This window comes from Rickettsia montanensis str. OSU 85-930, from assembly GCF_000284175.1.
Taxonomy (GTDB): domain Bacteria; phylum Pseudomonadota; class Alphaproteobacteria; order Rickettsiales; family Rickettsiaceae; genus Rickettsia; species Rickettsia rickettsii.
The window spans coordinates 18,517-33,247 of the sequence record NC_017043.1; the positions used below are offsets into that span (position 1 = coordinate 18,517).

Consider the following 14,731-nt stretch of genomic DNA (forward strand, 5'->3'; position numbering starts at 1 on the left):
ATTGTTGCGTAGATCAGTAAATGCTTTTTATGTTATTTATTCCCGCGAAAGCATTATTGCATGGATACCAAATCATCATTGCGAGGAGCGAAGCGACGTGGCAATCTTGTCAAGCATCCTGAAATTGCTTCGTCAATTACTTACGTAATTTCCTCGCAATGACAACCTTCAGTCTCCACGCAACAAGGTCTGGTAGGAATGACAGCAATTGCTCTTGAATAACTTTAGCCTTTATTTAGTAAATCTAACATAGTTTTACCGATATCGGCAGGGGATCTAGTGATAGTTACGCCGGCACTTTGTAGAGCTTCAATCTTATCTTCGGCACTTCCTGTTCCTCCGGCAATAATAGCTCCGGCATGTCCCATTCTTTTACCTGGAGGTGCTGTAATACCTGCAATAAAGCTTACTATAGGTTTCTTGATTTTTGATTGCTTGATAAACTCAGCTGCATCTTCTTCTGCATTACCGCCAATTTCACCGATCATAATAATTGCTTTTGTTTCATCATCTTTCAAAAACATCTCAATACAATCAACAAAATTAGTGCCGTTAACAGGATCGCCGCCTATACCGACACACGTGGATTGTCCAAGTCCTACTGTTGTTGTCTGTGCTACTGCTTCATAAGTTAGAGTACCTGATCTTGAAACAATACCTATCGTTCCTCTTTTATGAATATGCCCAGGCATAATACCGATTTTACATTCACCCGGTGTGATAACTCCAGGGCAGTTAGGACCGATTAATCTAGTTTTAGAGCCGACTAAAGCACGTTTTACTTTCACCATATCAAGCACCGGAATTCCTTCCGTTATACATACTACTACTTCAATTTCGGCATCGATTGCTTCTAATATCGAATCAGCGGCAAAGCCGGGCGGAACATATATAACGCTTGCATTTGCACCGGTTTTTGCTTTTGCTTCATGTACGGTATTATATACAGGTAAATCAAGGTGAGTATGACCGCCTTTGCCTGGTGTAACACCGCCAACCATGTTAGTGCCGTACGCTATCGCTTGTTCAGAGTGAAAAGTTCCTTGTGAACCAGTAAAACCCTGACAGATAACTTGTGTTTTTTTATTTATTAATATTGCCATGTTAAATAATTTTTATTGTTTTTATTTTACTTTGATGTCATCCCGCGACTTGATCGCGGGATCCAGTCCTCTTTTAATTTTTTTATGGATGCTGTGTGGTCAAGCCACGGTATGACACTAAACTAGTTTTTCGAGTCATACAACAAGGTCAATGCCTGCATAGCTCATGACGGTTATCTCCGTATCGCTGCAACTATTTTATTTGCCGCATCTGCTAAATCATGTGCCGGTATTATTTCTAAACCGGAATTTGATAAAATTTCTTCGCCTTTTTCAACGTTTGTACCGGCTAAACGAACTACTAACGGTACTTTTATACCTATGTCTTTTGCAGCTGCAATAATCCCTTCTGCTATAATATCACAACGCATGATACCGCCGAAAATATTAACTAGAATCCCTTGTACTTCTTTATCAGATAAAATTATTTTTAAAGCTTCTTTTACACGCTCACGATCAGCTCCACCACCGACATCCAAGAAATTAGCAGGCGAAGCACCGTAAAGTTTAATAATATCCATAGTGGCCATGGCAAGACCGGCACCGTTAACCATACAACCGATATTACCGTCCATTTTTACATAGCTAAGTCCTGCATTTGCTGCTCTAGTTTCTAGAGGATCTTCTTCATCATGATCACGCATTGCCGTAATATTCGGATGCTGAAATAAGCCGTTATCGTCAAAAGTAATTTTTGCATCTAAAGCTAATAAGTTCCCGTCGCTATTTACAATTAATGGGTTGATTTCAATTTGTGCTGCATCGGTTTCAATAAAAGCATTATAGACTGATTTTACTATTTCTTTCATCTGTTTGGCTTGGTTATCCTTAAAGCCTAACTCATAAGCTATGCCTCGCATATGAAAATCTTGTAAACCGGTTGCAGGATCAACGGAAAATTTAATAATTTTTTCCGGAGTTTTTTCTGCCACTTCTTCAATATCAACTCCTCCTTCTGTAGAAGCTATGAAAGTAATACGGCTAGTCGATCTATCAAATATTATACTAAAATAATGTTCTTTTAAAATATCACAACCTGATTCGATATAAAGACGGTTTACTTTTTGTCCTTGAGGTCCTGTTTGACGCGTTACTAAATTAATACCAAACATGTCATGAGCAACTTTTTTGGCTTCTTCTTTACTCTTAACAACCTTAACACCGCCTGCTTTACCTCTACCGCCGGCATGTATTTGTGCTTTAACCACATATACTTCCGTATTTAAGTTATCTATGGTTTCATTAATCTTTTCGGTTTTCGTAACAACTAGCCCGGTGGAAGTAGGTACGCCGTATTTTCTTAAAATCTCTTTTGCTTGATATTCATGAATATTCATTTTAAATAATTTATTTAAATTGCTATTAATTTTTATGGATAAGATGCATTTTTAACTTCTCTTACTATGTCTTTATCAAAAGTGATAAACTTATTAGCACTATTGACTTCTCCTTCTGCAATAATCATATAATCGGCAAAGTCTGCTTTACCTTTAATATATTTCTCAGCAGCTGATATTATTATGTCTTGATGCCCAATGATAAAGCCGGAACTATCAATAAGATTAATTACTGCTTCATAAATTGCCTGGAGAGTAAATTTATTTACTTTTAGCATCTATACAAATTCAAGTAATGCATATGATGAAAAATCTTATTAGTGATGTTATTTTTTAAGAAATTTTGAGCTGCTTTACCTTGTATCTCATCATCTTCAAGAAAGTTTATTTCTTATATATTTAGGTATAACTACCTGTTCTTTCGATGAAACTACTACTCTGGCACTTTTACTCATAATACTAATATAGTAAGTTATCTGATCTTACTTTGTATATAAAACACAATTTATTATATGTCAATAAGTTTATAATGAGGTTACTCATTCAACATCCTCTTGAATACGTTATCTTTCCTAATAAAGTGATGATATAATGCAGCTAGTATATGCAAAATAATTAAAGCAGTAAATAAGCAGCCTTTTTATGGATTTTTTTAAAGATTTTGGCAAATTGTAAATCTGGAGCAAAAGAATTTATAGTAAATAAAAAAATCAATATGATGGTTTGATAAAATAGTCATTAGAAGCCGCTTATTGGCATTAATAACATTAAAAGCTATAGCAAATTTATATTAATATTAGCGGCTTTTTTTTGCCAACTCGGCATATCTTCCGGTAGCAAAACATTAGCATTATAAAATTTCCATCAAAGCCTTATTATTACTAAAGATAAAACAACTATACCGGTTGCTTCATGTATCCCGTATAATTGCCATTTTAAAGGAAGTTCTACGAAATTATCCATTAAGAAACCGACAACAAGCATTACTATAACTATAATGCTCATGATCCAGTGAAAAAGTTTTGCAATTAAGCCGTAAGAATTTTCAGTATTTGTAAGTAGCATGATAGTACTCCAATAAATTATTCTGAACTTACTTAATGTCATTTTCGCCCTTCTATGTCATTCCTGCGAAAGCAGGAATCTAAAAAACAATAAAAAACACTAAAATTATTAGTACTTTTAACTAGATCCTGTGGACAAGCCACGGGGTGACACCGAGTCGCGGTATGATAGTTTCTTCTTAATTCCCAACTGCCGTATCTATAATTTTTTCTGCCTCTGTACCGCTAATTTTTTCTTTATCATTCAGAATGAGATTAGCATTCTTTAAGTCATCTCCTATATGTTCCGCTCTTCCTTTTAAAATCTTAGCTAAAAACTGCTCGGCAAGAGCGTAATATGAGATTCTATTACCAGGTTTTGCAAATCCATGACCTTCATCTTTGTAAAGTGCATAAACTACCGGTATATGCTTTGCTTGCATGCTGTTTACAATCTGTTCTGATTCTGCCTGCACGACTCTCACATCGTGAACACCTTGTGCTATAAATAAAGGCTTTTTGATATTATCAACAAAATTAATCGGTGATCTTTGTCTTAAAAACTCTTTTTCTTCTTCAGTATCCCAAGGTCCTATACGTGTTTTATATATACTTAACAATGGTGTCATATAAGGAGCTTTAGATTGCACATGAGTTAATAAATTAGACATACCGACAACGTCAACACCGCAAGCAAATACGTCAGGCGTCATGGTAAGACCTACAAGCGTTGCATAACCTCCATAGCTTCCGCCCATAATACAAACTTTATCAGAATCAACTATATTATTCTTAATAGCCCAGTTAACACCATCAATTAAATCGGTGTGCATTTTACCGGCATATTCTAAATTACCGGCATTTAAGAAATCTTTCCCAAAACCGGTAGAACCACGGTAATTTATACTTAAAACTGCGTAACCACGATTTGCAAGCCACTGATGCTCAGGATTGTATCCCCAGCTATCACGTACCCACGGACCACCGTGGACATTTAAAATTAGAGGTACTTTTCTATCGGGTATATTATTTTTATCGAGCTTTACATCATTTGGAAAAGTGATATAGCTAACTAAATCAAGCCCGTCACGTGACTTGATAATTACCGGTATCATCTTAGCAAGATTATATTGCTCAAGTTCTGTGCGATTAGTAAATAAAAACTCAGCTTTTTTATTTGCCCTATCATATTTATAATATTTCACCGGTGCATTATCAGCCATATAAGTAACGATCCAAGTTTTATCGTCTAGCGTCCTACTATTAATAATTAAATCACCGCGATCAATAGATTGCAAATATTTAATATCATCTTCAATATCTTTATCTAATATTTTATATGAGACTCTATCATAATCTATAGATACTGCTTGCGGAGTTTGCTTTGTGGGATGAACTGTAAATAAGCCAATATCGGCTTTTGCATCTTCGGCTAATATTTCTTCGCTACCTGTAGCTAGTGTTATAGCTTTAAGTGCGGAGGTATTACGATTACGTCCCTCTAGCATATATAAAGTTTCACCGCTAGCATCAAAACCAAGTATGGAAGTGTTAAAAGAATCTTCCATTGATATCTTAGTAAATAACTTTGGTTCTCCGTCTTTAAATTCATAATATTCAACAGCTCCATCTTTATCTAGTAAGCTACCGAATCTTAAATTTAAATTTCCATCGGTTACATAATCAGTAAATCTATCATTTTTATAAATCAGCTCTTTTTCTAGAGTATCTAGATTTAATTTGTAAATATCAAAATATTCAGGATTACGCTCATTTAAATATATTAATATCTCATTTGGCTTCTTATGACTTGCTCCGGCTATTTCGGCTTTAACTCCTTTTGCGGGAGTAAGTAATTTTGTCTCTTTTGTCTCTATGTTATAGCTATAAATTCGGTCATTTTCATCACCGTTAAAATCTTGGGTATATAAAATATTTTTATTATTATAAGCTTTAGCATAAGACCAAATACCGCGTCCTTTGTCATGGGTTATGGCTTCTGCTTTACTAATATCATCTGAGGGTGCTAGCCAAATGTTTAATACACCGTCTTTCGGTGCAACATATAGAATATATTTGCCGTCGTGGGTTAGAGAAACCCTTGCTTTATCAGGGTTACCGAATAAAACTTTTCTGGGGATTATTTGATTGTTATCCGTTATCGTTTGTGTTTGAAACATAAAAATACCGACACTTATTATTAATATAGTGCCTATAATATAGAAAATTTTACTCATTACTAATAGTTTGTTATTTAGTTTTGTAGTCTTTTGATGTCATTTCCGCGGAAGCGGGAATGACATTCAGGTCATAAAATATAATTGCTACACTCTCTCAATATTGCTTAAAAACCAATCAACTTCTTTGGTATTAGCATTACGTGTAAATGTCCATTCTTCTTTTAAATCTTCGATTTTGTCAACTACATTTTTACCTTGAAATAGTAATTTAATAAATATGTTATTACCGAACATGTAAATTTCTGAATATTTTGCACTTAAAGCCGATGAGTCAAAAAAATCACCATAGGACGGTGTTATTTTTTCAAATTCTTCCAAGTATCTTTTATCTATCAGCTCAGATAATTCTTTAGTATCTTTTTTATAAGCAGCTTCTATAATCATTTGAAAAGCAGTTTTAGCATTATTTATGAATTTAACCGGATCAAAGGAGTAAAGGCGTTTATGGACTTGTTCCATTCCATCTACGACCGCAGTTATATTATGTTCCACTATTATATCTTTAAAAGCTTTAATATCTTGGGCTGTTGGAATATTTTTTTCTTCTTTATTAGATTTAACTGTACTGTAAGTTACGTCCTTAATAACCGGTTCGCCAAAATAAGATTTTTGCTTTGTCTGTTCCTCTTCTGAAGTAGAACCGAGAGTCGTAATTAATTTGTTGATAATGTAAAAGGCAATAACGGCAAAAATTAATAACTCTATTATTTGAGGAGACATTTTCTATTTATTTTTATTAAAAGATTATTCTTATATCTTAATATAAAAAAATAATCTTTTAAAGTTATTTAATAAAAATAAGGATTTATTTTTATTTGAGTTATACTTAAAGTTTAAAAAAATAACTAAAATATCTTGATTATTATGATATTATCGTTTTGTAAATGATGTTTAAACTCCATTATTGCAAAACATTTATAGCCTTTAGTCCATTTATGCTAGGGTGCTGTTGTACTAAAGCTTAATTTTTAAGCGTTTTTAGTATAACGGATAATTATTGTTTTCAATGATTGAGTTTATCCCCTAGTACCTATCTATCTATTCACTTTTAATTGACGAATGAACTGGCAAGCTGGTAATTCAATTATATGATGCAAAATAGTAGCTATTGTAACTGAAGTAGCAAATTTAAGCCATAAAGGAGTTGGATAAATCAAGAAAAAATTCTGTAGTTAAAGCAGAAAGGTATAAAGCATATGAAATTTGACCTAGAAAATATGTTATTGGATTACCGAAAATAAGTTTATTTAATCCTGAATCATTAGGTGTTCCAAGAATTATTAAGGATGAGCCAACTGCAGGCCACCAAAGTGTTTCTGCATTAATTATAATAAAAATATAAGCAAAAACAGCAATTCCTACAAATGTAATAATATCATAAATAATATAATTAAGTTTCAAAGATTTTATATGTTTTGTAATAAAAAATGTTATACAACCAAAAATAAATACACCTAAAAACATTATTAACCTTTTACCGTAAGCAAATTGTACTCTTTCGTTACTAATATGGGTCTGCAGCCATTGAAGCATAAGGAGCAGAAATTATCCAATAAGATATAAATAATAAGATTATCAATAACTTAATTATTGATAATCTTTGCATCAATGATATTAAAAAAGGAAATAATTAATATGCAAACATTTCCGTACTTATTGAACATGAAGGTTGATTCCAAGATACTAAATCCGTGAACCCCCATGCTTGAATAAGGAACACATTAAGAAGAAAAGTATAAGAATTATCGGAGGGTGAAAGAATTTCTGGAAAAATCGACTCTGCATTAATACGCATAAAAGCATAAATAAATGTAAGGGATAAACTCTGGCAATACGTGCAAATAAAAAACTTTTATAACTAACGGTATGCGTATAAAATCTAGTATTATATACATAACATAAAGCCGGATAACACAAAAAATATTACGACCCCAAGACCGTCAAGTCTTGCTATATTCATTCCAATTGAGTTACCTGGCCAAATTATATGTGGCGTGTAAGAAGAATACCCATAATGCAGCATACCCGCGTAAACCTGTTAATCCTTTTATTTCTTTTTAAGTTAATTTTGTTATGCATATTCAAGTTATAACATTACTGATTAAAATATGGCATGATACAATAACCTAAATATTAAAACAATTTATTAATAATAATTTTTTTAATAAATTATTAGATTCTTATATTCAGAAATCTTTTAATAAGTGTGCCACTTTTATAGCATTATCAAATCCGTGATCGTAATGAAATCTTATATCAGGCGAGAATTTCATATTTATTTTATTAGTAATAAAATTTCTGATAGCATTTTTAGAATTATTTAATGCATCCATAATTTCATCTATTGTTAGTTTAGTGTTAAAAGGCAAGAAATAACAATTAGCTATTTTAAGATCAGCAGTAACTATAACTTTCGTAATAGTGAGAGGACAATCAAAAAGTCTGCTATCCAGCATTTTGCCACGCCTTAGAATTTCTATTAATGCTTCATTTATAATGCTTGCTAATTTTTGTCGTCTATGAGAATTAGTTTTGGTTAATTTTTTCATGAGTTAAAATATATACAATTCTAAGGCATAATAGCATGCTTTTGCCAAACAACCAATACCTAAAAATTTTAGAAATTTTGTTTTAAAAAAACCGGAGAATAAAGAAATAAAGCTTCCCCAAAAAGAAAATGCCATTAAGAAAATTATAAATATCTCATATTTATAATATAGTTTTGTTAAATTTTTATGTCTTAAAATATTTTGTGCATTTTTGGAAGCATAAAAGATATTTAAAACTATTCTTCCAAAAATATAATTGACTGCATTACCGCTAAGAGAAGCACAAATAGCTACTAACAGCATTATTAAACTATTATAGCCTCCGAACATTTTCATAGAATGAAATATTAATTCATTCTGAAAACCTATAACAAGATTTGAGACAAAACTATCAACAAATAATAAACTATATGCTTCAAATTGATTCATGAATGTAATATATTGAATTTTGATTAGGGGCATTAATCGTCATTGCGAGGGAAAACTGTAAGTTTTGACGAAGCAATCTCATGCCAAAATCCTGAGATTGTCACAACCCTTACTATCTAACACCAAAATAAAGTAACTGGCAATGAAAAAGCAAATTATTTATCCTGATTTTATAGCACGAATTTTTTCTACGGCACTTGATTTATCATTATTTGCCTTTATAGCAATCCCAATATCACAATTTTGTTCTTTTAATTTATTATGGTTATTCTTTAATGATTATTTCCTTAGCAATAATATTAATCTTCATAATCTCAATGAAATGTTTAACTCGGTTATGAGTCAGGAATTTTATGAATATCTTAAAGCAGGAAATTTTAATAAATATATTTTGTTTAATATTTCAATTTTTGCTACTAATATATTAGTAATAGGCTCATATTTCATAACGCTTTGGTATTATAAAGGTGCAACGCTTAGTAAAATGTTTTTACGTATGAAAATCGTAGATGCCGTAACATTAAATCGTCCGACTTTAAAGCAGTTAATTAAAAGATTTTTAGGGTATATGACTTTTCCTATCGGTATTTTTTTCATACTTTTTTCTTCTAAAAAACAAGCATTACATGATAAAATAGCCGGAACCGTCGTTATTAAGTCTTAAATATACTCCTAAGTAATAGACGAAGTTTAATTTGGAAAAGAGCAAGGAGTATATAAGACGAGGAGCGGAACGTATACTTAATAGGTGAGTACCGCAGTTCTTATAATACGGCGTAGCTCATTTTTCAAATTAAACGAGTATATTTATGAATGAAACAAATGATAATGATATAGATCAGCTAATTTATCTTTTTTCAAAATTACCCGGTCTTGGTAGTAGATCGGCAAGGCGTATAGCGCTTTACCTATTGCAAGATAAAGACGTAAGGTTAAAAAGCCTGATTAATAATCTTGTAGAGATAGATAAGAAAATAGTAAAATGCGAGATTTGCGGTAATATGGATACAGAAAATATTTGCCGTATTTGTTCTTCTGAATATAGAGATAAATCAATTATTGCTATTGTCGAAACTGTGGCTGAATTATGGGCAATGGAGCGTAGCGGTAATTTTAAAGGTTTATATCATGTACTCGGTCATAATTTATCGGCAGCTAGTAGACAAAACCCTAGCATACTTCGGTTGCCTGAACTACTTGAAAGATGTTTTGCAGAAAATATTAAAGAAGTTATTATTGCTACTAATTCTACTTTAGAAGGTCAGACTACTGCTTATTTTATTACAGAATATTTAAAAGAGCATCCTGCTAAAATTTCTCGCCTTGCTAGTGGTATACCTATCGGAGGTGAACTTGATTATTTAGACGAGGGTACCGTATCTGCCGCTATTAACCTACGCCAACCTTTTGAGTAAAAATTAATAATTTTATTAAAGTTATAATGAATCTTGATGAAATTCTAGATGATGTTCGCCGGCGAATTTTATTACATCTTGATTCTTATCTAATTTTTCTTGTAATTTTTCGCTAATTCTTCCATAACATTCAAGTCCTTGATATTTGCCTAAAACAGTAGTGTTATTACTTGTAATTTCTCCTTCTTGATTAACTTTCCAACTGCTGTAACTAGGAATAACCTGCCCGATAGTATGAAGTAAATGTGCATTTTTTATTGATTGATAATATTCATGAATTTCTATAGGATTTTAATTTTCATACTGCTCTAGCTCTTCTTTAAGTGATAATAAACCAATATATTCCTGTATCTTTTCGTGATCATTAGCTAGCCTTGCAGCTGTGAGTCCATTCTCAATGGCTTCCTAATTTTTATTATCATATTGTAAAATTTCCTCAACTTTCTTTAACGCTAAGTTATATTTCTTAATTGCGATTAAACAAGTGATAATCTTATTAATTTTTTCTATAGCTTGTGCTTGTGCAAAATTAAGGTTGCTAACAAGAGCTTCGATATGAATTTGGTTAATATATTCTTTAGGATTTAATAAAAATTCTATTTCCTGGGAGATATTACTGAGATATGGAGTTATTTTATTTTTAGGTATTTTTTGTATAAATTGTTTAGCTAATTCATATTGTTTGGTATATAAGGCTGTTGTAGATAGTAATATAGCACCACCAATAGAGTTGCTGATTTCGATTCACTCATCCTTTAGGTTTTCTTCATTCACAATTTTCTCAGCAGTAGAATATTGATTGTATTTGGCAATATATTGAAAACATCGAAACTGTTCTTTACTATCTTTAGATAAATTGTTTTGGTTAATTAGATTTAATTTAGCTTCAGCAATTTCAGCTAAATTAAAACTCATTGCTGTCAAAATTTTGATATCTGTAGGAGCATTTTTGATTAAATTTTTTGCTTCTGTTGCCCTCTCGTTAAGTAAATAAATATTAAATAAGCTATAGATTGAATCGCTATCGTTTGGTCGATCCTTTAAAGTGCGTAATAATTGCTCTTCGTCTAATGATAATTTTCCTGTATTATTATAGGCTACTGATAGATTATAACGGAAAAATAGATGAATTTACTTTCCTGTTTTTGCTCATTGTTTACTAGATTCGCTAGTCGTGGTGCAAGTAATGTTATTATTTCATCATATTTTTTGGTAGCAAGCAATATTTCAGAAAAAGAGCTTAGAATAGCAAAATCTTCTATATTTGCTAATTGTTTAATAATATCAGGTTGAAATTCAGGTTTTACAAATAATAAAATTTAGATATTTTTGATACCATTCTCCTTGAGTTTTAAGTAAATTTAAAACTATAGGTGCTGATTTAAGTATATCTTTAGCTACTTCTTCCATTAATGAAATATTCTTTTCTACTACGGCTAAACGAAAAATATTTTCCTTAGCGATAAATTTATTGATAATCTTAGTGATAGGGTTAGAAGAATTGGAGCTAGGTTTGTATTCAAAAAATATTTCTACTTTAGAATTTTTATTAATTAAAGCATTATATTCACTAATCTCATAATCTTTAAATAACTCATGATTTTTAAGTTCTTCGTAACTGTAATTTTTTAATACACATTCCAATAGCTTTTTTGGAGTTTTTACCTCATTTTATCTTCTTAATCGCTAAATTAGCAAATTCTGAAGCTAATTTTGAATTTTTTATTTCTTCAATAGTTCTTAAATAATTATTTTTTATATCAAAATCTTTAACTATTGCTGAGTACAATTCTATAGCTGTATTTAAGGTAATATTGCGAGTTTCAAGTGATAACCATAAAATATGGTTATTGTCAGAAAAGTTAATAGAAGACTTTTTTGATTTCATGTATGATGCCTAGTTATTTTTAACAAGGCATCATACATTAGTTTAATTCTTAGTCAAAAAATTATTAATATTTTTTAATAATTACCCACCGAATTGCTCTTTAATAATTCTATCTTCCAGCGTATGGTTTTTATTAAAGAGCAGTTTGATAGGCTTATCCTTAGTAGATTTAACGGTAACATTTGTGATATTATTAAACTCCTGAAAGTCGGCAGTAGCATTTACCGGTCGTTTATTTGTATTAAGTATTTCAAATTTAATCGTAGCAGATGAAAGCAGTAAAGCACCGTGCCATCTACGCGGTCTAAACGAGCAGATAGGGGTTAGGCATAACATGTTCGACTCAAGCGGTAAAATAGGACCGCCGGCAGATAAATTATAAGCACTACTTCCGGCAGGTGTTGCAACTAAAGCTCCGTCTGCTACTAATTCGCTCATTCTCTCTATCCCGTTTACGTCTACTCTAAATTTAGCAGCTTGATTAGTTTTGCGAAATATCGATACTTCGTTAATAGCAAGTGCCGTATATATTTGACCGCTCGTATCTTCGACTTGCATAAGAAGAGGATTTAGGATAGAAACCGTACTTTCATGTATATTTTGTAATAAATTTTTGGTATCTAAAGGATTCATTAAAAAGCCGAGGCTTCCTAAATTAATTCCGTAAAAAGGTATATTAAGATGCATATAGCGGTGAATATTATGTAGTAATTCTCCATCCCCGCCTATTACAATAATTACCTCCGCTTCCTCTATTTTACAATAATTATAGAGTTTTTTTATTTCCTCTATAATAGCTAAATGTTTGGAATTTTGGTTATAAATCAATGCTATTTTATTTATATTCATTATATGAATTTCTTTTTTAATATATAGACGCTTAACTAATAATAAGTTATAAGAATAAAGTAATAAAATAAATATTAAGTTAAATTATGTCATCATTCAACATCAAAAATCATAAAAATGATCTGCTATTTGTACCGCTAGGGGGATCTAATGAAATAGGTATGAATCTTAATCTTTACCATTATCAAGGTAAATGGTTAATGATTGATTGTGGTAGCGGTTTTGCCGATGATTATTTACCCGGTGTTGATATGATAATTGCTGATAGCAGCTTTATCGAGAAATATAAAAAAGATATAGTAGGTCTGATTTTAACTCATGCTCACGAGGATCATTTAGGTGGAGTCCAATATTTATGGAATAGCCTTAAATGTCCTATTTATACTACTACTTTTACAGCAAATTTTTTAAAAATTCGTTTAAATGAATATGATTTTGCTAAAAATATAAAAATTCATGAAGTAAAACCCGGTAGTAAAATAAATCTAGGTCCTTTTTCCTTAGAGATGGTGCCACTGACTCACTCGGCTCCTGAAATGCAAGCAATTATGATCCGTACGGATGCAGGTAATATTTTACATACGGGAGATTGGAAATTTGATAACGATCCGATACTTGGGAAAAAAGCCGATGAGGAGCTTTTAAAATCTTACGGAGATGAAGGGATTCTTGCACTTGTTTGTGATTCAACTAACGTATTTAATAAAGGAAGCTCAGGTTCTGAGGGGGATGTTAGAAAAAGTTTAGTAGATATTATAGCCGGTTGTCCTCAAATGATAGTAGTTTCAACCTTTGCCTCTAATTTAGCACGGCTTGATACAATAATTCATGCTGCAGGGCTTGCGGGTAGAAAAGTAGTCTTAACCGGTAGAAGTTTGCACCGTATGATGCTTGCTGCGCAGGAAAGCGGCTATTTGAAAGATATTGCTCCTCTAATTAGTGAACGTGATGTTAGCAGATTTAGAAGAGAAGAATTATTAGTAATTGCTACCGGTTGTCAAGGTGAGCCTATGGCTGCCACCGCAAAACTGGCTAGTAATTCTCACCCGTCTATAAAGCTTGTTCCTAAGGATACAATGATTTTTTCTTCAAAAATTATTCCGGGTAATGAAAAGAAAATATTCAGGCTATTTAATATATTTGTTAAAGCCGGTGTAGAAGTTATTGCCGAGCGAGACCATTTTGTACATGTTTCAGGACATCCATCGATTGACGAGCTACAAAAAATGTATTCTCTAATTAGACCGAATATTTGTATACCTGTTCACGGCGAGCCTGTACATATTCATGAACATGTTAAGCTTGCTAAGAAAAACGGCATAAAACAGGCAGTAGAGGTTGAAAACGGTAGTGTAGTACTGCTTGAACCTAATAATGCAAAAGTAATTTCAAAGGTTGAAAACGGTTATTTAGCTGTTGACGGTAATTATTTGCTGCCCGTTGAATCTCCGATTTTCAAAGCTAGAAGACGTATGCGTGAGTCGGGTATCGTGGTAGTATCAGTAGTCATTGATAAAAAAGGACTGCTTGCTGCAAACCCAATGCTGTCTATGCCCGGGCTGCTTGATCCGAAAGAGGATATGGCATTAGTCGACCTCATTAAAAACGACATTAAAGAACTTGTTACCATTCAAAATAAACAGGCTAAAAAAGCATTGTCGGATGAACAAGTAATCGAGGCAATAAAAGGAACAATCCGTAAAACCTTAAAACAAGAAATTAATAAGTCACCCGTTATAATAGTAAATCTTGAGAAAGCTGTGGAGTAGTGAAATTGTTATTGTGAGTAAGTATTGTTTTATGGCTCGAGAAATTTGCTCGATGTCATTCCCGCGGAAGCGGGAATCCAGAAAAACAACTTCAATATTTTGATACAGA

General features: G+C 32.0%; 16 protein-coding genes and 6 pseudogenes. 5 read left to right on the top strand and 17 right to left on the bottom strand.

Annotated features, from left to right (window positions below; all coding sequences use genetic code 11):
* Nucleotide 1 precedes the first annotated feature (1 nt).
* Nucleotides 2-164, top strand: a pseudogene (locus MCI_RS10590) (polysaccharide polymerase); the annotation flags it as partial.
* A gap of 60 nt (nucleotides 165-224) precedes the next feature.
* Here the strand turns inward: MCI_RS10590 and sucD are convergent.
* From sucD to MCI_RS00135, 13 genes and pseudogenes are all read right to left on the bottom strand, one after another.
* Nucleotides 225-1,103 carry a succinate--CoA ligase subunit alpha gene (gene sucD, locus MCI_RS00095; protein WP_014409142.1) on the bottom strand — a complete coding sequence of 293 codons (879 nt, stop codon included), beginning with the start codon at nucleotides 1,101-1,103 and terminating at the stop codon, nucleotides 225-227.
* Nucleotides 1,104-1,276: 173 nt separating this feature from the next.
* Nucleotides 1,277-2,440, bottom strand: a complete 1,164-nt coding sequence (gene sucC / locus MCI_RS00100) for an ADP-forming succinate--CoA ligase subunit beta (RefSeq protein ID WP_014409143.1) — start codon at nucleotides 2,438-2,440, stop codon at nucleotides 1,277-1,279.
* Nucleotides 2,441-2,472: 32 nt separating this feature from the next.
* Nucleotides 2,473-2,828: pseudogene (locus MCI_RS00105) on the bottom strand (DNA-binding protein).
* Nucleotides 2,821-2,895: pseudogene (locus tag MCI_RS07070) on the bottom strand (AbrB family transcriptional regulator); the annotation flags it as partial. The pseudogenes MCI_RS07070 and MCI_RS00105, both read right to left, overlap by 8 nt.
* Nucleotides 2,896-2,975: 80 nt before the next feature.
* The gene (locus tag MCI_RS09225) at nucleotides 2,976-3,050 is read right to left on the bottom strand and encodes a hypothetical protein (RefSeq protein ID WP_232202771.1); all 75 of its coding nucleotides are present in this window, start codon (nucleotides 3,048-3,050) and stop codon (nucleotides 2,976-2,978) included.
* A 5-nt stretch (nucleotides 3,051-3,055) separates the two neighbouring features.
* Nucleotides 3,056-3,208 (bottom strand): annotated as a pseudogene (locus MCI_RS10385) (cytochrome B).
* Nucleotides 3,209-3,225: 17 nt separating this feature from the next.
* Nucleotides 3,226-3,505 (bottom strand): annotated as a pseudogene (locus MCI_RS00110) (cytochrome b).
* A 178-nt stretch (nucleotides 3,506-3,683) separates the two neighbouring features.
* Complete coding sequence (locus MCI_RS00115; RefSeq protein WP_014409146.1) at nucleotides 3,684-5,720, bottom strand: S9 family peptidase; 2,037 nt, start codon at nucleotides 5,718-5,720, stop codon at nucleotides 3,684-3,686.
* Nucleotides 5,721-5,807: 87 nt separating this feature from the next.
* Nucleotides 5,808-6,443, bottom strand: a complete 636-nt coding sequence (locus MCI_RS00120) for a Tim44 domain-containing protein (protein ID WP_014409147.1) — start codon at nucleotides 6,441-6,443, stop codon at nucleotides 5,808-5,810.
* 408 nt (nucleotides 6,444-6,851) lie between these two features.
* Nucleotides 6,852-7,256 carry a hypothetical protein gene (locus tag MCI_RS00125; protein WP_014409148.1) on the bottom strand — a complete coding sequence of 135 codons (405 nt, stop codon included), beginning with the start codon at nucleotides 7,254-7,256 and terminating at the stop codon, nucleotides 6,852-6,854.
* A 261-nt stretch (nucleotides 7,257-7,517) separates the two neighbouring features.
* Nucleotides 7,518-7,736, bottom strand: a pseudogene (locus MCI_RS10390) (hypothetical protein); the annotation flags it as partial.
* Nucleotides 7,737-7,909: 173 nt separating this feature from the next.
* Nucleotides 7,910-8,272, bottom strand: a complete 363-nt coding sequence (rbfA, locus tag MCI_RS00130) for a 30S ribosome-binding factor RbfA (protein ID WP_014409149.1) — start codon at nucleotides 8,270-8,272, stop codon at nucleotides 7,910-7,912.
* A gap of 3 nt (nucleotides 8,273-8,275) precedes the next feature.
* Nucleotides 8,276-8,701, bottom strand: coding sequence for a YqaA family protein (locus MCI_RS00135; RefSeq protein WP_014409150.1), 426 nt, complete (start codon nucleotides 8,699-8,701; stop codon nucleotides 8,276-8,278).
* A gap of 142 nt (nucleotides 8,702-8,843) precedes the next feature.
* Between MCI_RS00135 and MCI_RS00140 the strand changes: the two genes are divergently transcribed.
* Both MCI_RS00140 and recR read left to right on the top strand, forming a co-directional pair.
* Nucleotides 8,844-9,365: an RDD family protein gene (locus tag MCI_RS00140; RefSeq protein ID WP_014409151.1), complete on the top strand. Its 522-nt coding sequence runs from the start codon at nucleotides 8,844-8,846 to the stop codon at nucleotides 9,363-9,365.
* A gap of 145 nt (nucleotides 9,366-9,510) precedes the next feature.
* Nucleotides 9,511-10,116: a recombination mediator RecR gene (gene recR, locus MCI_RS00145; RefSeq protein ID WP_014409152.1), complete on the top strand. Its 606-nt coding sequence runs from the start codon at nucleotides 9,511-9,513 to the stop codon at nucleotides 10,114-10,116.
* Nucleotides 10,117-10,860: 744 nt separating this feature from the next.
* Here recR and MCI_RS08725 read toward each other — a convergent pair.
* Complete coding sequence (locus MCI_RS08725; RefSeq protein ID WP_014409153.1) at nucleotides 10,861-11,031, bottom strand: hypothetical protein; 171 nt, start codon at nucleotides 11,029-11,031, stop codon at nucleotides 10,861-10,863.
* Nucleotides 11,032-11,241: 210 nt separating this feature from the next.
* Between MCI_RS08725 and MCI_RS08730 the strand changes: the two genes are divergently transcribed.
* A complete protein-coding gene (locus MCI_RS08730; protein ID WP_014409154.1) occupies nucleotides 11,242-11,409 on the top strand; it encodes a hypothetical protein in 168 nt (55 codons plus the stop codon).
* A gap of 3 nt (nucleotides 11,410-11,412) precedes the next feature.
* Here MCI_RS08730 and MCI_RS00150 read toward each other — a convergent pair whose 3' ends face one another.
* From MCI_RS00150 to MCI_RS00160, 3 genes are all read right to left on the bottom strand, one after another.
* Complete coding sequence (locus MCI_RS00150) at nucleotides 11,413-11,760, bottom strand: hypothetical protein (RefSeq protein ID WP_014409155.1); 348 nt, start codon at nucleotides 11,758-11,760, stop codon at nucleotides 11,413-11,415.
* 22 nt (nucleotides 11,761-11,782) lie between these two features.
* Nucleotides 11,783-12,004, bottom strand: coding sequence for a hypothetical protein (locus MCI_RS09230; protein ID WP_014409156.1), 222 nt, complete (start codon nucleotides 12,002-12,004; stop codon nucleotides 11,783-11,785).
* Nucleotides 12,005-12,085: 81 nt separating this feature from the next.
* Entirely contained in the window at nucleotides 12,086-12,853 is a 768-nt protein-coding gene (locus tag MCI_RS00160) for an NAD kinase (protein WP_014409157.1), read from the bottom strand.
* An 86-nt stretch (nucleotides 12,854-12,939) separates the two neighbouring features.
* Here MCI_RS00160 and MCI_RS00165 point away from each other — a divergent pair, with 86 nt between their 5' ends.
* Nucleotides 12,940-14,622 (top strand): ribonuclease J, encoded by a 1,683-nt coding sequence (locus MCI_RS00165; RefSeq protein WP_014409158.1) that lies wholly within the window; start codon nucleotides 12,940-12,942, stop codon nucleotides 14,620-14,622.
* The last annotated feature ends 109 nt before the right edge of the window (nucleotides 14,623-14,731 follow it).